Genomic DNA, 21,162 nt, shown 5'->3' with positions numbered 1-21,162 from the left:
GGGCCGGCTCGAAGTCCGGCCGGTCGGTGTGGCGATGGCTGAGCGCGCAAGCGGCGCATGTGAGCATTTCGACGCGGCGTCAGCCGTGCAAGGCGCCGCGGCGCGCGGCCGGCTTTGAACCGGCTCTCAGACGCGAGGCGGCCGACGCGGCGGATTGGGCGGCGGCGGCGAGGGAAGGGCGGCGATAAAGTCGGGCCAGCCAGGCCTCGCCGCATGCGTCGCCATGGCCGGGCTCATGCCGGGCAGGGTCTGGCATTCTCCGCATCCGCCCAACTCGGCGGCGCAGTGGGCGTGGCCGCCGCTGGCCGCTTGCGCCGCGGCCGTGCCGTGGCCGAGGGCATAGGATGGACCGGCGCGGCCAAGGGCGCCGTCGGCGTGAACCGCGGCGTTGGCCAAGGGCAAGGCCTGCCAGAGCATGAACAGCAGCAGGGCCAGCCGGGTGATGGATTTGAATGCAGAAAGTCTCAATGCCCGTTTCCCATGAATCGCAGCGCAATCTAAATCAGGATCGGAGGGCTGGCAAGCCTAGATTCAGGCTTGAGCGCCAAGCGACGATATTTCCATGTTAATTAAATGGCATTTATCATGCCAATATCTTAATTGGAACTATTTATTAGTTTAAAAACTCTACCTTTGCTGCGTGCGCCGGGAAAAGGTCCGCGCGCATGCTTGACTCTAAGGTTGAATGGAAAATGATCAGTAGAAGACGAATTTTGGCTTGGAGCGGGGCCTTGCCCCTGCTGGCGCCGTTGGCGGCCAGCGTATTGAGTTCCGCTTGCGCCAGCGCGGCCGGGACGGCCAAAAGCTATCGGGTGGACGCCAGTCTGCAGTCCGAAAACCAGGATTCCAGAGTACGCAATCTGGTCTTCCATTACACTGCCGTGCCCAACGGCCTGGCGCTGGAAATGCTCACCCAGGGCCAGCACGGCGCCAGCGCGCACTACCTGGTGCCGGATGCCGCATTGCTGGGCATGTCCAACAAAGTGTACCAATTGGTGCCGGAGGAGCGCAGAGCCTGGCATGCCGGGCGCAGTTACTGGCAAGGGGACCGGCTGATCAACTCCAGCTCCATCGGCATCGAGATCGTGAACCTGGGCTATCCGTCTCCGGAAGAGGACGAACTGCCCTTGATGCGGCGGCAGTGGTTCGACTTCGATGAGGCGCAGGTCTCGGTGGTGGCGCAACTGGCGGCGGATATCATCGCGCGGCATCAGATTCCGCCGCACAAGGTGGTGGGGCATTCCGACGTGTCGCCGGGACGCAAGGTGGACCCGGGGCCGAAGTTCCCCTGGGAGCGCTTGTACCGCGACTACAATATCGGCGCCTGGCCGGAACGCGAGGCGGTTGAGTTCTACCTGCGCCGGGCGCCTTATCGCGGCGACGTGCGGGATCTGCAGAAACGCTTGCTGGATTACGGCTACGAGGCGCCGCAAACCGGCGTGCTGGACAAAGAGAGCCAGGACGTGGTGGCGGCCTTTCAGATGCATTTCCGGCCTGCGCGTTACGACGGCGCGCCGGATGCCGAGACTTCCGCGATCCTGGACGCCTTGCTGGAAAAATACTTCGACCGGCCGCGTCCGGGACGAACGCCGGGCTCGAAACCGGCCGCTGCGCCGAAGAAGGACAATGGAAAGGGCAGCGATACCTGGCCGCTGACGCCTTAGAACCTGTTCAAAGTCTGCTGCGCTTCGTGAGGCGTGGCGCAGTGAGTACCGCTTCGGCCTGCTCATACGCCACGCCAACATTCCTCTTTCTCAGCCGTTTTCGTCTTGTCTCGCCCTTGTTCGCGGGGCATTGAACAGATGCTTATCAGGTTTCATCCTCGCCGGCGCTCAGGCCGGCGGAGCCAAGGGACGGCTAGCCGTCCCTTTTTTTGTCGCCGTCCGTCGGGCGGCCGGCCATGCCGGCCAAGGAGGGTGGGCGGCCGCGCTTAGTTTGTGCCATAACGATAATCAGACGGCGTCATTTAGAGTTATTAAGTACTTTCTGCATAAACAAGCATTTATTAGTAAGAAACGCTTATTTCTAAAACAAAATAATTTGTAATAAAAACTATCAAATAGCCCTTTCAATTTAAATGCCACTTGTACTAGAATGCAATTGAACTGGTTGAGCTTATAAAAAAAGCCGAAACCTAAAAGTAATTGCTTACTAATTGCGGGATTTGGAAAGGAAGGTCGAAAATGAAACGTCTGCACGCACTTGGACTGGCAGCCCTGCTTTCCGCTCTTTCTACCGCAGCAATGGCCCAAGGCGGCCAAGTCCATTTCTACGGCGCCATCGTTGAAGGCGGCTGCAGCGCCCAAACTCACGAAGTGGCCAGCGCCGACGCGGCCCGCGCCAAGCCGGCTCTCGAACTCAATCAATGCGCCAGCCCGGCCAAGCTGACGCTGGATAGCGAAGCCGCGGCCCAGCAAGGCAAGATCGCCAGCCTGAACGTGCGCAAAGGCGAGAACCAGTTCAGCAGCCGTGATTTGCTGCGGAGCGCCACCGCCCGGGCCGGGGCGGTGAACCTGGTGGTCAATTACTTCTGATTGCAGTCCAAATCTGCTCAATAAATCAGCAAAAAACCCATTCAGCATTGACTGAGTGGGTTTTCTTTATTTGAAGTGTTGTTTTATTGCAAATATCGCTCAATCCTTAACAAACCCCTGAAATAAAACAAATATTCAAGATTGATTCATCAAATCGTTTAAAGTCGACGAGGCGTGTTTTTGCATAGATTTTAAAGAAAAAATTTAATATGAAACAAAAAAATCTACGCAATGGTTCCGCTTGATACTATGCGTCTGCGTTCCAGTACTGCAGGTCAGCACTGGCGGATGGTCCGCGACGCGGCATGCGAGGCTGCTGTGCGGTTTGAGAATGATTACCCTAGTCGGAGTCAAGAATGAAAAAATTTGTATTTGCTGGTTCCCTGATGGCTGTTGCCGCTTCCTCCATTTTCGCCGCCGCCGGCACCCTGGATGTTAAGGGCGAAATCGTTACCGCAGCTTGCGGCCTGGATTCCAAGAGCGTGAACCTGGAAGTGGGTCTGGGCAAAGTGCCGACCCATGTATTCAAGAAAGTGGGCGACCGTTCGGCTCCGACCCCGTTCCAAATGACCCTGACCGACTGCACCACCACCACTCTGAAGACCGTGGCTGTGATGTTCTCCGGCACCGCTGGCTCCAACAACGAACTGATGGCTCTGAAGAGCGGCGGCGCCAAAGGCGTGGGCGTTCGTCTGGTGAACACCAACAACGGCGACCAGATCAAGCTGAACCAGTACGGCACCGCCCTGAACCTGGTTGACGGCAACAACACCCTGAACTTCAGCGCTGCATACGAAGCCGACGGCGCCAAAGCCGGCGACGCCGTAACCGTGACCCCGGGTCAAGCGGATGCCTTCGCCGTATTCGATCTGCAGTACAAGTAATCCGCAGTTCGATTCAATAACGGAACCAAGCAAGGTTCCGGCTCCTGTTTCCTTGTGCCCTGAAGGTCTCATCGCTTAGGCGATGGTCTGGCCTGGTTTGTCCGCTGTCAGCAATGAGTAGTCTGCAAACCAGGGCATGAGGATAGTCATCTGCAAGCATTCCCCCAAGGCATACCCCTGCGCCTGACAAGCGGCGCGGCTTCGTCATTGCCTGACGGGACAGATTCAAGGCCGGCGCGCTTCCACGCGACGGCGTGTTTTGGGCCAGGCTGCCGCAGGCGGCGCGCACTTAAATCGGGATATCGGCAGGCATGAACAAGCATCGCATTTACATTGTGGCAGTGGCGCTGACGCTGGGCCCTTGCATTGCGCATGCGGTGGAGTTCAACGACGCCTTTTTGCAGCTGGACCCGAGCAGCAGCGTGAGCCTGGAGCAGTTCGAGCAGGCCGGTTATATCGTGCCGGGCCGCTATATCGCCGATGTGTATCTGAACCAGCGCTTTTTGCAGCAGCTGGAACTGGATTTCCGCCCGGAAGGCGCGGATCAGACCGTGCGCCCGTGTTTGCCGCCGGATTTGATCCGCCAGCTGGGCCTGCGCTCCGGCATCGTCTGGCCGCAGAACGAGCAGTGCGTCGATTTGTCGGCGGTCAGCGCCGCAAAAGTACGCTACAGCAAGAGCAGCGCGCGCCTGGACATCTCGGTGCCGCAGGCGGAACTGGCGTATCGCGATGAAGACTACGCGCCGCCGGAGACCTGGAACGACGGCGTGCCGGCCGCGATGCTGGATTACCGCGTATTCTATCAGCGCACCGACAACGGTCTTGGCGCCAGCAGCAGCAAGACCACCAGTTACGGCGTGGCCGGCGCCAACGCCGGCCCCTGGAGGCTGCGCTCCAATTACCAGTACGACGACAGCGCGACTAACCGCAGCCGTCTGAGCTGGAACAATACCCAGGTGTATCGCGATCTGCGCGGCATGCAGGCGCGTCTGACTCTGGGCGAAGTCTTCAAGACTTCCGAGATTTTCGACGCCTTCTCCATGCGCGGCGCCACGCTGAACAGCGACGACCGCATGATCCCGCAAAGCCTGCGCGGCTACGCGCCGCAGGTCAACGGCGTGGCCAAGACCAACGCCAAGGTGACCATCCGCAATCAAGGGCGGGTGCTGTACACCACCAATGTGCCGCCGGGCCCGTTTTCCATCCGCGATCTGAACAGCAGCACGCAAGGGCAGCTGGATGTGACCGTGGAGGAGGCGGACGGCAGCCAGCAGACCTTCACCGTCAATACCGCCTCGGTGCCCTTCCTGACGCGCAACGGCATGTGGCGTTACAAGGCGGCCATCGGCCAGGCGGATCAGAACGGCAGCGCGTCGCACCCGAACGTGGCCAGCGCCGAGGCGTCCTACGGCCTGACGCAGACCTTGTCGCTGTACAGCGGCTTCATCGCGTCCGCCGACTACCGTTCGCTGGCGATGGGCTTCGCCAAGGATCTCGGCAACTGGGGCGCTTTGTCCGCCGACGTGACCCAGGCCAACGCCCAATTGCGCGGCGGCCTGAATATGGCCGGCCGTTCTTACCGTTTCAACTACGCCAAGAAGTTTGAAAGCCTGGACGCGGACATCCGTCTGTTCGGCTACCGCTTCTCGGACCGCAACTTCCGTTCCTTCGGCCAATTCCTCAGCGATCTGGACGGCCAGAACTATATCAGCGACAAACAGCGGGTGGGCATGACCGCCAGCAAGACTTTCGGCCAGACCAATGTGTTTCTGTCGGCTGAAAAGTCCACTTATTGGAACGCCACCGCCACCCAGCGCGTGGATCTGTCGCTGAGCCGCGACGTCAATATCGGGTCCTTGCGCAACGTCAGCCTCAATCTGTCGGTGCAGAACCTGCGCGACCAGACCGGCAGCAGCAACCGCGTCTACCTGGGTTTGAGCATGCCGCTGGAGAACAACCGCCGCATCGGCTACGACGTGCAGGGCAGCGCCGGCAACACCAATCACACCGTCCGTTACTCGGACAGCAGCAACCCCAACCACAGCTACAACGTGGCGATGAGCGCGGACACCCGTTCCGGCAAGCCCTTGGTGTCCGGCGACTATCATTACACCGGCCGCGTCATGCAGGCCGATGTCTCGGCCAGCAAGCAGCAGGGCGGTTACAGCAGCCTGTCCGCGGGCTTGGGCAGCTCGCTGGTGTTGCACGCCGGGGGCCTGACCATGGGCAATAGCTACGGCGGCGAAACCCGCATGCTGGTGGACACCGACGGCGTGGCCGGCGTGCCGGTCTACGGCGTGTCGGCGCAGACCGACCGCAACGGCTACGCGATGCTGAGCAGCGTGGCGCCGTATTACAGCCAGGACGTGCGCCTGGACGACGACAATATGCCGGATTCGGTGGAGGCCAGTTCCGCGGTGCGCCGCGTGGTGTTGACCGAAGGCGCGGTGGGGCGCACCGAGTTCCCTGTCAAGGTCGGACGCAAGGCCTTGCTGACGGTGCGGCTGCCGGATGGCAAAATGCCGCCTTTGGGCGCCACCGTCAGCGACGTGGCCGGCAAGCGCGACGTCGGCATGGTGGGCGACGGCGGTCTGACCTTCGTCACCGGCTTGAGCCCGACGCCCAAGCTGGAAATCTCCTGGGGCAAGACGCGTTGCCGCGTGGACCCGCTGCCGGCCGATTACGAGCTGAGCCAGGGCAGCCGCGACATGGTGTGCGCGCCTCTCGCAGAATAAAGAATAAGGAATCGATATGAAAACGTTTCATCGCGCACTGGGGCTGGCGGGCGTGCTGGCCGCGCTGACCGCGCCGCTGGCGGCGCAGGCCAACATCCTGCTGGACCGCACCCGGATGATTTATCTGGAGCAGGACAAGAATGTCAGCATGGTGCTGAGCAACAAGAACCCGGAGCAACCTTATCTGGTTCAATCCTGGCTCAGCGACGGCGAGGGCAAGCGCCTGGCTTCCCCCTTCCTGGTGCTGCCGCCGCTGCAACGCATCGAGGCCGGCGAGAAGGGCGTGGTGCGCTTGAGCCGCATTCCCGACCCCAGCCTGCCGTCCGATCGGGAGTCGCTGTTTTATCTGAACGTGCAGGAAGTCCCGCCCAAGAGCGATAAGGACAATGTGCTGCAACTGGCGATCAAGTCGCGCATCAAGGTGTTCTACCGTCCCAAGGAAGCGCAATTGCCGCGCGGCGAAAACCCGGCCAACAAGCTGCAGCTGAGCTTCGACGCCGCCGCCGGCAAGCTGGTGTTCAAGAACCCCAGCCCCTATCACCTGACCCTGGTGGGCTTGGAACTGCCGGGCGACAAGAAGCCGCGCGATATGGACGGCCTGATGGTGCCGCCCAAGGGCGAGGCCCGTTTTGCGCTGAAGGCGCTGCCGGCCAGTCTGAAGCTGAGCAATATCAATGATTTCGGCGCTCAGGACACCTTTACCTTCGTTTGCGCGGACGGCCAGTGCCAGTACCGCGAAGACAAGAAATAATTCCGCAGGCGCACAGCGCAGGGAGAGCCCATGTTGAATCGTCGTTTGCCGCGTTTGCTGTTGATGGCCGCGCTGGCCATGCTGCCGGCCTTGAGCCACGCTTTGGCGTGCATGCCGGCGGATGGCAGTACTAACCCAATGATCACGGAAAGCATTGGCTCCACGGTGGCGGTGCCCGTTACTGAGGCTTCGAATAAGGCAATTTGGCACTCTTCGCCGCGTTCAGTTTCAGTAAATTGTTATAAAGATCACGACGGACTTCGTGATGCCGAGAACGTTTATTTCTACCCGAATCCTCGGGGGGATGGCGTTCCGCAGGGCGTGCAGTTTGGCGTGGTCTATAACAATGTCACTTACTATCAGACCCAAAAAATTGACACTGGCAAACGAATCCCGGCATGTCCTAAACCTACTGCTATTGGTAATTGCCCCAAGGTACGTGTGGATTTAAATTTTACAGTGGAGATTGCCACGAAAACGCCGTATCCCCCAAGCGGTAGCGTGGGGAAAAATGAATTTCAGGTTCTACAGTTTGATGGTGTTGGCGGCATTAATGACAGACCAAATAGCAACGTAGTATATAAATTAGTTGGTCTGAGTAATATTCGATTTATTCAGTGTGCAGTTGAGGTACGCCTAGATCCTGCAAGTAATACTTTGGATTTCGGGCGAATAGTAAAGAGCACGAAAGGCCTAGTGCCGACCTTGCCTAGGAAGGACTTTCGTCTGAACTTGGTGAAAACATGTGATGATCCCGTAAAAATTAATGGATTCTTCACCGGCAAAAATGGAAGCAATGATACATACACTGCGACCTTAGTTAAGAAAAAAGATGGTAGTGATAGCGGTTTGGGTTTGCAGTTGTTTTTTAGCGATGGTCGTCAAATACCATTTGGGCGAACTGAGTTTCTAGCGGATTTCAAGTTGGGCGATCGCCAGAAAACCGTTCCGATGTATGGCACCATCGTCCCCACCAATATGGGCAAGGTGGAAGAAGGCCCGTTCCAGGGCACGGTCAATATCGATCTGGATTATATCTGAGCGGCTCGAGCCCTCTGGTATGAGGGCGGCGAGACGGCGAACTGAATTGGCGTAAGGAGTGGAGCAATGAAATTCAAGGCGATGGTGCTGGCTTTGGCGCTGGCGGCGCCGTTGGCGCAGGCGGCGGACGGCACCTTGAACGTTTTCGGCGAACTGGTGTTGAGCGCCTGCGGTCTGGATCCCAACTCGCAGAGCCTGGAAGTGGGCATGGGTCTGGTGTCCTCGCAGATGTTCCGCAAGATCGGCGACCGTTCCCGCCCGGTGTCCTTCGATATCCGGCTGACCGAGTGCTCCATCGACACCATGACCACGGTGGCGGTGCGTTTCAACGGAGAGGCCGACCGCGACAACGGCGAACTGATGGCGATCAACGGCAGCGCCGCCGGCGTGGGCATCCGCCTGATGGGACCGGGCGGCGGCGACATCGTGCTGGGTCAGTATTCGCCGCTGGTGGGCTTGACCAACGGCAGCAACACCCTGCGTTTCAACGCGATGTACGAATCCACCCGCGCGCCGGTGCCGCAAGGGCAGGAGGGCGGCATCAAGCCGGGTTCGGCCAACGGCCTGGCTCAGTTCGATTTGCGCTATATGTAAGCGCATGCAGTGAAAACGGCCCTTCCGTCATATGGCGGAAGGGCCGTTTTCGTTTGGAGGCGGCGGACTCAGCCGGCCAGCCAGCTGCCGGGATGCGCCTCCAGCCAGGTTTTGATGCTCCTGGCGTCGTTGACGCGGGCGGCGCTGCCGCCGGCGGCCAGCAACACGATGATCAAGGGCTGGGAGCCCACGGTGGCCTGCAACACCATGCAGCGGCCGGCTTCCTGGATGTAGCCGGTTTTTTGCAGGGAAATCTCCCAGTCGCCTTCGCGCACCAGCGCGTTGCTGTTCTTGTATTGCAGCACGCGGCGGCTCACCGATTGAATCTGGTGCTTCTCCGTGGTGGTGAAGGCGCGGATCAGCGGATAGCCGTGCGCGGCGCGGACCATGCGGGCCAGGTCGGCGGCGGTGGAGGTGTTGCGCATGTCCAGACCGGTGGCGTCGTAAAAGATGGTCTCGCTCATGCCCAGGCTGCGGGCCTTGCGGTTCATGCGTTCCACGAAGGTGGCGCTGCCGCCCGGCAAGGCGGTGCGGGCCAGCGTGGCGGCGGCGCGGTTTTCCGACGACATCAGCGCCAGCAGCAGCATTTCCTTGCGGCTGAGGGTGGTGCCCACCGCCAAGCGCGAGGAGGTGTTTTTCACCCGGTCTATCTCGGCGTCGGATACCGTCACCTCCTGATCCAGCGAGGCGCCGGAATCCAGCAGCACCATGGCCGTCATCAATTTGGTGATGGAGGCGATGGGCATGCGTTGGTGGATGTTCTTTTGGTACAAGGGTTCGCCGGTGATGCCGTTGAGCACCAAGACCGAATGCGAATTCAGCCGCGGAACGGATAGGTCGGCCATCTGCGAGGCCACCATCACGCTGGACGGCGCACCTGCCAGCACCGGCATGGCTAACGCCGCGGATACCAGCAGGCTTGCAATTTTCTTGATCATGCTTCACTCCAGGGAGAGCGGATATTAACGAATCTCGGACCGAAAAATAGGCTCGCGGCGTTTGCGCCGCAAGCCGTGTTTTATGCTCGGTCTAACTGTATTTTAAACAATGTTTTGACTGTGTATAGCCTGAATCGCAGCTTTTTTATATGCAGGCGCATCGGGGGTGTGAAGCGGGGGCGAACCGCGTAGAATCAGGCTATCTCCTCCGATGTCTCGACCCATGCTGCGCACCTATCCCAACAGTCCGTTCAAACTGCATCAACCATTCGAACCGGCCGGCGATCAGCCCGGCGCCATCGTCCAATTGCTGGAAGGGCTGGGCGACGGCCTGTCCTACCAGACCTTGCTGGGGGTCACGGGTTCCGGCAAAACCTACACCATGGCCAACGTCATCGCCCAAAGCGGACGCCCGGCCATCATCATGGCGCACAACAAAACGCTGGCGGCGCAGCTCTACAGCGAGATGCGCGAGTTCTTTCCGGAAAACGCCGTCGAGTATTTCGTGTCCTACTACGACTACTATCAGCCGGAAGCCTATGTGCCCAGCCGCGATCTTTTCATCGAGAAAGATTCCAGCATCAACGAGCACATCGAGCAGATGCGCTTGTCGGCGACCAAGTCCATTCTGGAACGGCCGGACTGCATCATCGTCGCCACCGTCTCCGCCATTTACGGCATTGGCGACCCCTCCGACTACCATCAGATGATTCTGCATCTGAAGGAAGGGGAGACGCTGGCGCAGCGCGACATCATCAGCCGGCTGGCCACCATGCAGTACGATCGCAACGATATGGATTTCGGCCGCGGCACCTTCCGCGTGCGCGGCGATGTGATCGACATCTATCCGGCGGAAAGCAGCGACACCGCGCTGCGCGTCAGCATGTTCGACGACGAAGTGGAAACGCTGACCCTGTTCGATCCCCTGACCGGCACGACCAAGCAGCGGGTGGGGCGCTTCACGGTGTTTCCCTCCAGCCACTACGTGACGCCGCGCGACACCGTGCTGCGCGCCTGCGAGCACATCAAGGAAGAACTGCGCACGCGCCTGGAGTGGTATCAGAAAGAGGGCAAGCTGGTGGAGGCCCAGCGCCTGGAGCAGCGCACCCGCTTTGACCTGGAAATGCTGTACGAGATGGGCTTTTGCAAAGGCATCGAAAACTATTCCCGGCACTTCTCCGGCCGGGGCCCCGGCGATCCGCCGCCGACGCTGATCGATTACCTGCCCAAGAACGCCTTGATGTTCATCGACGAATCCCATGTCACCGTGCCCCAGGTGGGCGCCATGTACAAGGGCGACGCCGCGCGCAAGGCCAATCTGGTGGAGTACGGCTTCCGCCTGCCGTCGGCCACCGACAACCGGCCGTTGAAATTCCACGAATTCGAATTGCTGATGCCGCAAACCGTGTTCGTGTCCGCCACCCCGGCCAACTACGAGAAAGAACACGCCGGCCAGGTGGTGGAGCAGGTGGTGCGTCCCACCGGCCTGGTGGACCCGGAGATGGAGGTGCGGCCGGTAGCCACCCAGGTGGACGATCTCTTGTCCGAAATCCGTCTGCGCATGGAACGCGGCGAACGGGTGCTGGTGACCACGCTGACCAAGCGCATGGCCGAGCAACTGGCCGACTACTATACCGAGCACGGCATCAAGGTGCGCTATCTGCACAGCGACATCGATACCGTGGAGCGGGTGGAAATCCTCCGAGATCTGCGCTTGGGCGTGTTCGACGTGCTGATCGGCATCAATCTGCTGCGCGAAGGCCTGGATATTCCGGAAGTCAGCCTGGTGGCCATCCTGGACGCGGACAAGGAAGGCTTCCTGCGTTCGGACCGTTCGCTGATCCAGACCATAGGCCGCGCCGCGCGCAACCTCAACGGCAGGGCCTTGCTCTACGCGGACCGCATCACCGATTCCATGAAGCGGGCGATGGACGAAACCGAGCGCCGCCGCGCCAAGCAGATGGCTTTCAACGCCGAGCACGGCATCGTGCCCAAGGGCGTGCAGAAGAAGATCAAGGACATCATCGACGGCGTTTACAGCGTGGAGGACGAACGCAAGAAGCTGGTGGACAAGGCCCGCGTGGCGATGTTGGACGAAAAGTCCCTGGCCAAGGAAATCAAGCGTCTGGAGAAGGAAATGATGGAGGCCGCGCGCAATCTGGAGTTCGAAAAGGCGGCCGGCCTGCGCGACCAGCTCAAGCATCTAAAAGAACAGGCCTGGATCAACGAGCTGTAAGAGCCTGTTCATAATCTGCTGCGCTGTGTGAAGCCTTGCACGACGAGTCGCGGGGCTTCCAGCTGACAGGCCCTGCCTTGTCCGGTTTTGTCCGCGAGACGCCCCGCTCGATTCCGAGCGGGGCGTCGTCTTTTCAGCGCGCGTCCTCCGCGTGCCGGCGGCGGTAGCGCTGCGCCAAGGCCGCGCAGGCCATCAGCTGGATCTGGTGGAACAGCATCAGCGGCAGCACGATGGAACCCAGCGCCGGCGCGGCGAACAGCACCTTGGCCATGGGCACGCCGCTGGCCAGGCTTTTCTTGGAGCCGCAGAACACGATGGTGATCTGGTCCGCGCGAGAGAAGCCCAGCTTGCGGCTCAGCAAGAGAGTGATGGCCAGCAGCAGGCCCAGCAAGACCAGATTGACCAGCAGCAGCGCGGCTAGCGCCTGCGGCGGCGTTTGTCGCCACAGACCGCTGATCACCGCGGCGCTGAAGGCGGTATAGACCACCAGCAGAATGGAGCCCTGATCGACATAGCGCAGCAAGCCCTTGTTGCGGTCCACCCAACCGCCTATCCAGCGACGGGCGATCTGGCCGGCGATGAAGGGCAGCAGCAACTGCATCACGATGTCCAGCACCGGCCCCCAGCCCTGGCCGGCGCCGTGGTGCTTGACCACCAGCAGGCTGACCAGGAGCGGCGTGATGAAGATGCCCAGGATGTTGGAAGCGGTGGCGCTGCAAATGGCGGCCGGCACATTGCCTTGCGCCATGGAGGTGAAGGCGATGGACGATTGCACGGTGGAAGGCAGCATGCACAGATAGAGAACGCCGAGATAGAGTTCCGGCGTCAGCAGGGGCTGCAAGACGGGCCGCAAGGCCAGGCCGAGCGCGGGGAAGAGCAGGAAGGTGCAGCTCAGCACCACGAGGTGCAGCCGCCAATGCGCGGCGCCGGCCAGCACCGCTTCGCGCGACAGTTTGGCGCCGTGCAGAAAGAACAACAGCGCAATCGCCAGATTGGTGACGAGGTTGAAGGCGGCGGCGACATCGCCGGAGCAGGGCAGCGCGGTGGCCAGCGCGACGGTGGCGAGCAGGGACAGCGTGAAGGCGTCGAGTAGTTTGGGCATGGGGCGATGCGGCGATGGCAAGGGATGCCGCTATTGAACCGCAGCTCAATTGAGAATACAAATGCATTTATCTGATCAATTGATGAGTAATTGATATGAATGTGACTTTGCGCCAACTGCGAGTGTTCCAGGCCGTGATCGAGCTGGGCGGCTTCAGCCGCGCCGGCGACGCGCTGGGCCTGACCCAGCCGGCGGTCAGCCGCGCGGTGCGGGAGCTGGAACAGGCTCTGGATCTGCGCTTGTTCGACCGCACCACGCGCGAGGTGGAGCCCACCGCCGCGGCTCGTCGTTTGCAGGGAAAGCTGACGCGGGTGCTGGAGGCGCTGCAGGACGCGCTGGGCGAAGCCCGGATGGAGGGCGCGCAGGCGCACGGCGTGGTGCGGGTGGCCAGCAGCCCCACCTTGTCGGCCAGCCTGATGCCTTTGTTGATCGCGCGGTGCCGGCAGCGCTATCCGCAGCTGAAGCTGGTGTTGCACGACCAGGTGCAGCGCCTGAACATAGATGCGGTCACGGGCGGACAGGTGGATTTCGGCCTGGTGGTGGAGCCCGACGCGGCAGCGGCGCTGGACAGCGAGCCCCTGCTGGAAGACGACTTCTGGCTGGTGTGCCGCAGCGACCACGCCTTGGCCGGCCAGGACGCGGCGCATTGGTCGCAACTGGACGGCCAGCCGCTGGTCTTGCTGGACCACAGCTCGGGCAGCCGCCGGCTGATAGACGACTTGCTGGCCCGGCACGGCCTGGCCTGCGAAGTGGCGCAGCAATTGGGGCACTCGCAGTCGGTGTTCCGCATGGTGGCGGCCGGCCTGGGCCTCAGCGTCGCGCCGGGACTGGCCATGCCGCCGCCCGCCGGCGGCGGCTTGAGCGTATTGCCCTTGCTGCCGGTGGAGAGGCGCCGCATCGTCTTGATCAAACGGCCCAACCGTTCCTTGTCGCCGCTGGCGCGGAAAGTGTGGCAGCTGGCGCTGGAAATGCGCGAGGAACTGGTCGCCGCGGCACGGCCGGCCGCCTGGGGCGGCTGAGCTCGTCGAGCCGCGCCGGCTGGAAAAGACGAAGGCGGCGGGCTATTTAGATACTACAGGGGCAAAAACGAGATCCGGACCGCCGCGCGGCCAAGCACAGCGCGGCGGGGCGCGGTCGCGGAAGCTCGCAGCCGGCGTCGATAGTGAAAACAGCCAGCACGAGATGGGCTAGATGGGGGAGACGATGCCGCAAATCTTGGTGGTTGACGACGAAGCCGTGTCCCGGCAATTCCTGACCGCGGTATTGCGGCAGCTGGGCATGGGCAAGATTTCCGAGGCGGTCGACGGCCTGGACGCGCTGATGCAGCTGGATGCCGGCGACCGGGCCTTTGATCTGATTTTTTGCGATCTGGACATGCCGCGCATGGACGGCGTCGAGTTCGTGCGTCATTTGGGCGAGAGGGCTTATTGCGGCAAATTGCTGATCACCAGCGGTTTCGACGAAAGAGTGCTGGACAGCGTGGCGGATCTGGCGCGAATGTACGCGCTGCGTTTGTGCGGCGTCTTGCCCAAGCCGGTGGATCCGGAGCAATTGCTGGCGATGCTGGCCGCGCCCGTCGCGCCCGGGGAGGCGGTGTGCCTGCCTTTGGAACGGATCAACAGCGAGGAACTGCGCCTGGGCATAGAGCGCGGCGAGGTGGTGCCGTTTTTTCAGCCGCAGGTGGATGTGGCCAGCGGCCGGGTGTTGAGCGTGGAAGTGCTGGCGCGCTGGCTACATCCGCAGCTGGGCTTGCTCGGGCCGTTGCAGTTCATCGAACTGGCGGAACAAAGCGGCCTGATCACGCAGATGACCAAGCGTTTGTTCGCGGACGCGTCGCAAGCGCTCAAACGCCTGGACGGGCGGCAGCGTCTGGATATGTCGGTCAATCTTTCCATGCAATCCCTGAAGGACTCCAGCCTGGTGGCTGCTTTGGTCGCGATTGCGAACGAAGCCGATCTTGAGATGTCCCGGGTGACGTTCGAGGTCACGGAAAGCGGCGTGATGGCGGACCCTGCCTCGGCGCTGGAAATCATGACGCGCTTGCGTTTGAAAGGCGCCGGCCTGGCGATTGACGATTTCGGCACCGGCTTCGCCAGCATGGACCGGCTGGCGCGCATCCCGTTCACCGAATTGAAAATCGACAAGGGCTTCGTCATCGACGCCGCGAGTAACGCCACCAACCGCTCCATTTTCCTGGCCAGCGTGGAATTGGGCCGCCGGTTGGGCTTGAAAGTGGTGGCCGAGGGCGTGGCTTCCGAGGCCGAGTGGGGCTTGTGCCAGGGATTCGGCGTATCGGCGGCCCAAGGTTCCCTGATCTCCCCGCCGGTGGACGAGGCCTCCTTCGCCGAGTGGCTGGCGAATTGCGGCGGAGGCGTGCCGCAGTCGGCGCGGGATTGGGTATTCATTGCAGCGCACACCTAAGCGAGAAAACCATGAAACGACTTGGAATCCTGTTGTTGCTGCTCGGCCTGGCCGCCGCGGCGCCCTTAGCCGCGGCGGTCGACGCTTTGGCCAAGCCCGCCGGCAAGGCGGTGCTGGTGATCAGCGGCAACGTCGGCCAAAAAAACCAGGGCGACGTCGCCGCCTTCGACATGGCCATGCTGGCCAAACTGCCTCAGCGCAGTTTCAGCACCCACACGCCGTGGTACCCGGGCTTGACCCGCTTTTCGGGGCCCTTGCTGCGCGACGTGCTGGCCGCCGCCGGCGCCCACGGCAAACTGTTGAAAGCGGTGGCGCTGAACGACTACAAGACCGATATCCCCTTTGACGACGCCAGCCGCTTCGACGTGATCCTGGCGACTCAGATGAACGGCAAACCGATGCCGGTGCGGGAAAAAGGGCCCTTGTTCATCGTCTACCCCTACGATTCGCAAGAAGAGCTGCGTTCGGAGCTGTATTACAACCGTTCCGCCTGGCAACTCAAATCCCTGCAGGTGCATTGAGCGCGATGAAGACGCCGCAGCGAAGCTATTCCGCCTGGCGCAGCCTGATCTTGATCGGGGCGACGCTGGCCTGCGTGTTCGCCGGAGTGGCCTATATCCAGGTGCGGCAGGCGGACATGCTGAACACCGCGGCGCGCTACGAAGGCGACAATATCGTATGGGCCTACTTTCAGCTCGAAACCGAATCGATGCGGCTGCAGACGACGATAGAACATGTGCTGAACCATGAGCAGGACCGGGCCGAACTGCAGGAGCGCTACGACATCTTCGTTAGCCGCGTGGGCGTGGTCGACCACGGCCTGTATTCCAGCCTGCTGGACGGCACCCAGGAATACCAGCAGGCCCGGCCCAAACTGGACGCCTTCATCCGCAAGGCCGACGCCTATTTCGGCCGCCAATCCGGCGCGGAGCTGGAACTGGACGGCCTGCGGCGGCTGGACACCGAACTGGACTTGCTGAGCGGTCCGCTGCACGACCTGTCGCTGGTGGCCAACCAGCGCATGGCGGAACAGGTGGACGCGCGCAATAAAAGCATGCAGCAGCACATCGTGGTCAGCAATTGGCTGATGGCCTTCGAATGGGCGCTGATCCTGGGCTTCGCCACCATCGTGGTGCGGCAGCTGCGGCAGCTGGAACGCCGGCGCCACGAACTGGAGGAACTGACCGACGTGCTGGAGCAGGCCCGGGTCCAGGCCGAGGCCGGCAGCATGGCGAAAAGCGTGTTTCTCGCCAATATGAGCCATGAAATCCGCACCCCGCTCAACGGCGTGCTGGGCATGCTCTCCTTGCTGGGGGATTGCAATCCCACGCCGGTGCAGGCCGATTACATCAAGACCGCCGAAGAATCCGCCCGCCACCTGATGGCCCTGTTGAACGACGTGCTGGACGCCAGCAAGCTGGAATCGGGCAAGCTCGATCTGCTGCCCACGGTGTGCAATCTGCGGCAACTGCTGCTGCAATGCGAAAGCCTGATGCGCGGACAAGCGGTGTCCAAAGGGCTGGCCATGCGCATGGCGCTGGATTTGAACGTGCCCGAATGGGTGTTGTGCGATCCCACCCGCTTGCGGCAGATCCTGCTCAATCTGCTCAGCAACGCGATCAAGTTCACCGAGATCGGCGCGGTGACCATACAGGCGGAGGCCGCGGAATCGGGCTCGGAAGCCGGCGCCGTGCTGCGGATCACGGTCCGGGACACCGGCATCGGCATGGACGACGCCACGCTGGCGCGCTTGTTCAAGCGTTTCTCCCAGGGCGACAGCTCCACCGTGCGTCAGTACGGCGGCAGCGGCCTGGGGCTGGAGATTTCCCAGAACCTGGCGCAGCTGATGGGTGGCGACATCACCGTGCACAGCGCGCTGGGCGCCGGCAGCGTCTTCGTGCTGTCGCTGCCTTTGCAGGCGATGAACGCGCCGGAGGGCCGGGCCAAGACGGGCTCGGAAGCGGACCCGGCGGGGCTGGAGCGTCAGCTGCGCGTCCTAGTGGTGGACGACAATCCGATCAACCGCAAATACATGCAGGCGATGCTGCAAAAGCAAGGGCATCTGGTCACCGTGATCCAGGACGGCGCGGAAGCCGTGGAGGCGGCCGCCCGGCAGCCCTTCGACTTGGTCTTGATGGACTTGCACATGCCGGCGATGGACGGCATCGAGGCGACCGGGCATTTGCGCGAGCGCGCGATGACGCCGGGGATGAAGATCGTCGCGCTGACGGCGGACGTCCTCGCGGAAACGCGGGACAAGGCTCTGGCCGGCGGCCTGGACGATTTCCTGGCCAAACCGCTGCATGTGACGGAGTTTCACGCCATGCTGGAGCGTCAGTTCGGCAATGGGCCGGCGCGGGAGCCGAACGCCGAGCCCACCTTGCTGCCGGCCTTGCTGGACGTGGCGATGATCGAAAAAATGACCGAAATGCTGACCCTGGAAAAATACCGGGAGTTGGTGGCGCAATTCTTCGCCGGCAAGGTGGGCCGGGTCGACGAGCTGCTGGCCGCCGCGCTGGCCGGTCAGCGAGATCAGGTGCGACGCCACTCGCACAATCTGAAGGGGGCCGCGCTGACCCTGGGCTTCAGCGCGCTGGGCGGATCCTGCGCCGGGCTGGAGCGCTTGGCGCTGGCGGCGGAGGAGGGCTTGGCCGACGAGGCGGAAAGAGTGGGCCTGCTGTTCGACTCGACGCGCAGCGCCTGCATCGCGGCCGGCTATCTGGCCGGCATGGATTTGCCGGCGCTGCGTTAGCCGCGGGGGCGGAGGGAAAATAGCCGGCGCCTTTCTCGCGGACGCGTAGCCGGCGGCGGAAGTGATAAGATCGGGGCGAGTGGGTGCCTGAATCCCATACTGAATAAAAATAGAGAGCCGAAGCCGTCCATGAGCCAGAACGATTGCTTGTCCATTTTATTTGTTTGCATGGGAAACATCTGCCGGTCGCCAACGGCGGAAGGGGTGATGCGCGCCAAGCTGAAGCGCGCGGGCCTGGAGGCGCGGATTGAAGTGGAGTCGGCGGGCACGCACGGCTACCATGTCGGCGAAGCGCCGGACCGGCGCACCTGTCAGGCGGCGCTGCGTCGCGGCTACGACCTGTCCGATTTGCGGGCAAGACAGGTGGAGGCGCGCGATTTCGAGCGTTTCGACTGGATTTTGGCCGCCGACCGGCAAAATTTGGCTTTGTTAAATACCCAATGTCCGCCATCCTATCGGGGCAAGCTGCATTTGCTGCTGGAGCCGCTGTCCGGCGCCGCCCGCGACGTGCCCGATCCCTATTACGGCGGCGCAGGCGGTTTCGACACTGTGCTGGATCTGGTGGAGGCGGCTTGCGACGCCTGGCTGGCCCGCATCGCGGACGCCGAAACGGAGCCGGCGCCATGAAGCCGTTTGACGCGGCGGCGCCGCGCGCGCGGGCTGTTTTTACAATAACCAGAGAAAGCCAAGGACGCGTATGGGGCAGCTGACGAGGGGAAACGCGGCCAAGAAGCCGCTGGACGTAGTGCCCAGCCACAACGCCGACATTATCTTGCCCAAGCAGGCCGGCAAAGTGCCCTTGGCCAGCCAGGCGGTGATCGTCATCGGCTCTTCCACCGGCGGTACGGAGGCGTTGCGCACCTTGCTGACCGCGCTGCCGGTCTCGATGCCGCCCATCCTGATCACCCAGCATATGCCGGAGATGTTCACCCATTCCTTCGCCACGCGTCTGAACACCTTGTGCAAGCTGACGGTGAAGGAAGCCGAGGACAATGAACGGCTGCAAAACGGCACCGTCTACATTGCGCCCGGCCATTCCCATCTGCTGATCAAGCCGGCGCCCACCATAGGCTACGCCATCGGCCTGCACGCCGGGCCGCCGGTCAACCGGCATCGCCCGTCCGTGGACGTGCTGTTCCGCTCCGCCGCCAATCTGGTGGGCAAGAACTGCATCGGCGTGATCCTGACCGGCATGGGGCGGGACGGCGCCAGCGGCATGCTGGAGCTCAAGCAGGCCGGCGCCTGGAACATCGCCCAGGACGAAGCCAGCTGCGTGGTGTTCGGCATGCCCAAGGAGGCCATCGCCATGGGCGGCGCGCACGAAGTGTTGGCCTTGGAAAGCATCGCCACGCGTTTGTCGGTGCTGGCCACGCAAAAGCAACAACAAGCCGGCGGCTCGGCTTAACCCTCTGATAGAACAAGAAGACATGAAGTATCTCCCTATTCTGGTGGTGGAAGACGACGCGGACCTGCGCGAAGCCATCGTCGACACCCTAAGCCTGGCCGGTTATCCCACCTTGGAGGCCGGCGACGGCGCCGCGGCCCTGGCCAAATTGAAAGAAGCCCCGGTGGGGCTGATCGTATCCGACGCCCAGATGGCGCCGATGGACGGCTACGCATTGTTCGAGGAAGCGAAAAAGCGCTATCCCGGCGTGCCCTTCATCCTGATGACCGCCTACGGAGTCATCGAAAGGGCGATTGAACTGCTGCGCGCGGGCGCCGCGCATTACCTGCTCAAGCCTTTCGAGCCGGCCAGCCTGATCGCCGAAGTGGAAAAGCATTTGCTGCGCATGCCCAGCGAGACGAGCGGCGAGGTGGTGGCCGAGTCCGCCGCGATGCGGCAGCTGTTCGCGCTGGCCGGCCGCGTGGCCGGCAGCGACGTCAGCGTGATGATCTCCGGCCCCAGCGGCGTGGGCAAGGAAGTGCTGGCGCGTTACATCCATCGGCACTCCAAGCGCTGCGAAGGGCCTTTCGTCGCGGTCAACTGCGCGGCCATCCCGGAAAACCTGCTGGAGTCCACCTTGTTCGGCCATGAGCGCGGCGCGTTCACCGGCGCGGCCCAGGCCTTGCCGGGCAAGTTCGAACAGGCGCAGGGCGGCACCATCCTGTTGGACGAAGTCACCGAGATGCCGTTGTCGCTGCAGGCCAAGTTGCTGCGCGTGCTGCAGGAGCGGGAAGTGGAGCGCGTCGGCGGCACGCGCACCCTGAAGCTGGACATCCGCGTGCTGGCCACGTCCAACCGCGATTTGCAGGCCGCGGTGGACGCGGGGCAATTTCGCGAGGACCTGTATTTCCGTTTGAACGTGTTCCCGATGCGCATCCCCGCGCTGGCCGAGCGACGCGACGATATTCTGCCGCTGGCACGAATCATGCTTAAAAAGTACGCAGAGGCCGCCGGAAGAGGCAATCTGATCCTGTCCGAGGATGCGGAACGTCATTTGACGGCCTATAGTTGGGAGGGTAACATCCGCGAACTGGAGAATGTGGTGCAGCGGGCGGTGATTCTTGCCGCCGGGGCGGAAATTTTTGCCGCCGACCTGCTGCTGGATCACGACTCCGGCGCGGCTCAGGTTACCCGGACAGCGTCTGAAAAAGACTATTCCGTGTCGGATGAAACCGACATGAAAACGCTAGAGAAACGCCATATTCTGGAAACCTTGACCGCAGTGGGCGGCGTCAAGAAGCTGGCCGCGGAAAAACTGGGCATCAGCGAGCGCACCTTGCGCTATAAATTGCAGCGTTACCGTGATGAAGACGCAGCCGACGGATGTCAGGAGGTTCCAGATGGAAATGGCTTGGAGTAACCATGTCAGTGCCAAATATCGATCAACTGTTGGGCGAGCTGCGCACCGCCTCGGCCCTGGCCGCGGGCAAGCCCGCCGCTACGGCCCCGGAAGCGTCCCAGGTGGACTTCTCCGCTGTGCTAAAGTCCACCTTGGAGCAGGTGAATTCGGCGCAGCAGACTTCGCAGGAGATGCAGAAGCAATTTGAATTGGGTGACGAGGGGGTCAACCTGCAGGACGTGATGGTGTCGCTGCAGAAAGCCAGCCTGTCGTTCCAGACCATGGTTCAGGCGCGCAACAAGCTGGTCACCGCCTATCAGGAAATCATGAATACCCAAGTCTAGCGCTGCCGGACCCGACCAGCCGGCGGCGGTGGGCTCGAACCTAAAAC

General features: G+C 62.1%; 19 protein-coding genes. 16 read left to right on the top strand and 3 right to left on the bottom strand.

Annotated elements, in window-relative coordinates:
- Window positions 1-126 precede the first annotated feature (126 nt).
- On the bottom strand, window positions 127-468 hold the full coding sequence (locus tag QUG03_RS18330; RefSeq protein WP_474453745.1) for a hypothetical protein: 342 nt from the start codon (window positions 466-468) through the stop codon (window positions 127-129).
- A gap of 245 nt (window positions 469-713) precedes the next feature.
- Between QUG03_RS18330 and QUG03_RS18325 the strand changes: the two genes are divergently transcribed.
- The 7 genes from QUG03_RS18325 (at window position 714) to QUG03_RS18295 (ending at window position 8,539) form a co-directional block, all read left to right on the top strand.
- Window positions 714-1,664 carry an N-acetylmuramoyl-L-alanine amidase gene (locus tag QUG03_RS18325; RefSeq protein ID WP_486635383.1) on the top strand — a complete coding sequence of 317 codons (951 nt, stop codon included), beginning with the start codon at window positions 714-716 and terminating at the stop codon, window positions 1,662-1,664.
- Window positions 1,665-2,183: 519 nt separating this feature from the next.
- A complete protein-coding gene (locus tag QUG03_RS18320) occupies window positions 2,184-2,534 on the top strand; it encodes a hypothetical protein (RefSeq protein WP_146176655.1) in 351 nt (116 codons plus the stop codon).
- Between the two features lie 356 nt (window positions 2,535-2,890).
- Window positions 2,891-3,418 (top strand): fimbrial protein, encoded by a 528-nt coding sequence (locus tag QUG03_RS18315; RefSeq protein WP_107799677.1) that lies wholly within the window; start codon window positions 2,891-2,893, stop codon window positions 3,416-3,418.
- A 311-nt stretch (window positions 3,419-3,729) separates the two neighbouring features.
- Window positions 3,730-6,153 carry a fimbria/pilus outer membrane usher protein gene (locus QUG03_RS18310; protein ID WP_107799676.1) on the top strand — a complete coding sequence of 808 codons (2,424 nt, stop codon included), beginning with the start codon at window positions 3,730-3,732 and terminating at the stop codon, window positions 6,151-6,153.
- Window positions 6,154-6,169: 16 nt separating this feature from the next.
- Complete coding sequence (locus QUG03_RS18305; protein WP_227107851.1) at window positions 6,170-6,904, top strand: fimbrial biogenesis chaperone; 735 nt, start codon at window positions 6,170-6,172, stop codon at window positions 6,902-6,904.
- Window positions 6,905-6,934: 30 nt separating this feature from the next.
- Window positions 6,935-7,945 carry a fimbrial protein gene (locus QUG03_RS18300; protein ID WP_486635380.1) on the top strand — a complete coding sequence of 337 codons (1,011 nt, stop codon included), beginning with the start codon at window positions 6,935-6,937 and terminating at the stop codon, window positions 7,943-7,945.
- 66 nt (window positions 7,946-8,011) lie between these two features.
- Window positions 8,012-8,539, top strand: a complete 528-nt coding sequence (locus QUG03_RS18295) for a fimbrial protein (RefSeq protein WP_081550751.1) — start codon at window positions 8,012-8,014, stop codon at window positions 8,537-8,539.
- A 68-nt stretch (window positions 8,540-8,607) separates the two neighbouring features.
- Here the strand turns inward: QUG03_RS18295 and QUG03_RS18290 are convergent, their stop codons facing one another.
- On the bottom strand, window positions 8,608-9,477 hold the full coding sequence (locus tag QUG03_RS18290) for a serine hydrolase (RefSeq protein WP_107799674.1): 870 nt from the start codon (window positions 9,475-9,477) through the stop codon (window positions 8,608-8,610).
- Between the two features lie 223 nt (window positions 9,478-9,700).
- On the opposite strand from QUG03_RS18290, the gene uvrB reads away from it, so the two are divergent.
- A complete protein-coding gene (gene uvrB / locus QUG03_RS18285; protein WP_107799673.1) occupies window positions 9,701-11,713 on the top strand; it encodes an excinuclease ABC subunit UvrB in 2,013 nt (670 codons plus the stop codon).
- A 133-nt stretch (window positions 11,714-11,846) separates the two neighbouring features.
- On the opposite strand, the gene QUG03_RS18280 is transcribed toward uvrB, so the two are convergent.
- Window positions 11,847-12,815 (bottom strand): bile acid:sodium symporter family protein, encoded by a 969-nt coding sequence (locus tag QUG03_RS18280; protein ID WP_500820616.1) that lies wholly within the window; start codon window positions 12,813-12,815, stop codon window positions 11,847-11,849.
- Between the two features lie 95 nt (window positions 12,816-12,910).
- Between QUG03_RS18280 and QUG03_RS18275 the strand changes: the two genes are divergently transcribed.
- From QUG03_RS18275 to fliE, 8 genes are all read left to right on the top strand, one after another.
- Window positions 12,911-13,834, top strand: coding sequence for a LysR family transcriptional regulator (locus tag QUG03_RS18275; RefSeq protein ID WP_500820615.1), 924 nt, complete (start codon window positions 12,911-12,913; stop codon window positions 13,832-13,834).
- A 184-nt stretch (window positions 13,835-14,018) separates the two neighbouring features.
- The gene (locus tag QUG03_RS18270; protein WP_500820614.1) at window positions 14,019-15,236 is read left to right on the top strand and encodes an EAL domain-containing response regulator; all 1,218 of its coding nucleotides are present in this window, start codon (window positions 14,019-14,021) and stop codon (window positions 15,234-15,236) included.
- Between the two features lie 11 nt (window positions 15,237-15,247).
- Window positions 15,248-15,757, top strand: a complete 510-nt coding sequence (locus QUG03_RS18265; protein WP_107799669.1) for a putative pterin-binding protein — start codon at window positions 15,248-15,250, stop codon at window positions 15,755-15,757.
- A gap of 5 nt (window positions 15,758-15,762) precedes the next feature.
- Complete coding sequence (locus QUG03_RS18260; protein ID WP_107799668.1) at window positions 15,763-17,988, top strand: ATP-binding protein; 2,226 nt, start codon at window positions 15,763-15,765, stop codon at window positions 17,986-17,988.
- A 129-nt stretch (window positions 17,989-18,117) separates the two neighbouring features.
- The gene (locus tag QUG03_RS18255; protein ID WP_255701213.1) at window positions 18,118-18,615 is read left to right on the top strand and encodes a low molecular weight protein-tyrosine-phosphatase; all 498 of its coding nucleotides are present in this window, start codon (window positions 18,118-18,120) and stop codon (window positions 18,613-18,615) included.
- A gap of 70 nt (window positions 18,616-18,685) precedes the next feature.
- Window positions 18,686-19,393 (top strand): chemotaxis protein CheB, encoded by a 708-nt coding sequence (locus tag QUG03_RS18250; protein ID WP_107799667.1) that lies wholly within the window; start codon window positions 18,686-18,688, stop codon window positions 19,391-19,393.
- Between the two features lie 22 nt (window positions 19,394-19,415).
- The gene (locus tag QUG03_RS18245; protein ID WP_107799666.1) at window positions 19,416-20,792 is read left to right on the top strand and encodes a sigma-54-dependent transcriptional regulator; all 1,377 of its coding nucleotides are present in this window, start codon (window positions 19,416-19,418) and stop codon (window positions 20,790-20,792) included.
- A 2-nt stretch (window positions 20,793-20,794) separates the two neighbouring features.
- The gene (gene fliE / locus QUG03_RS18240) at window positions 20,795-21,115 is read left to right on the top strand and encodes a flagellar hook-basal body complex protein FliE (RefSeq protein ID WP_019099998.1); all 321 of its coding nucleotides are present in this window, start codon (window positions 20,795-20,797) and stop codon (window positions 21,113-21,115) included.
- Window positions 21,116-21,162 lie beyond the last annotated feature (47 nt).

This window comes from Chromobacterium sp. CCUG 30098 (assembly GCF_059916605.1).
The sequence above is the reverse complement of the archived record's forward strand: the minus strand, read 5'-3'. Positions and strand labels throughout refer to the sequence as shown.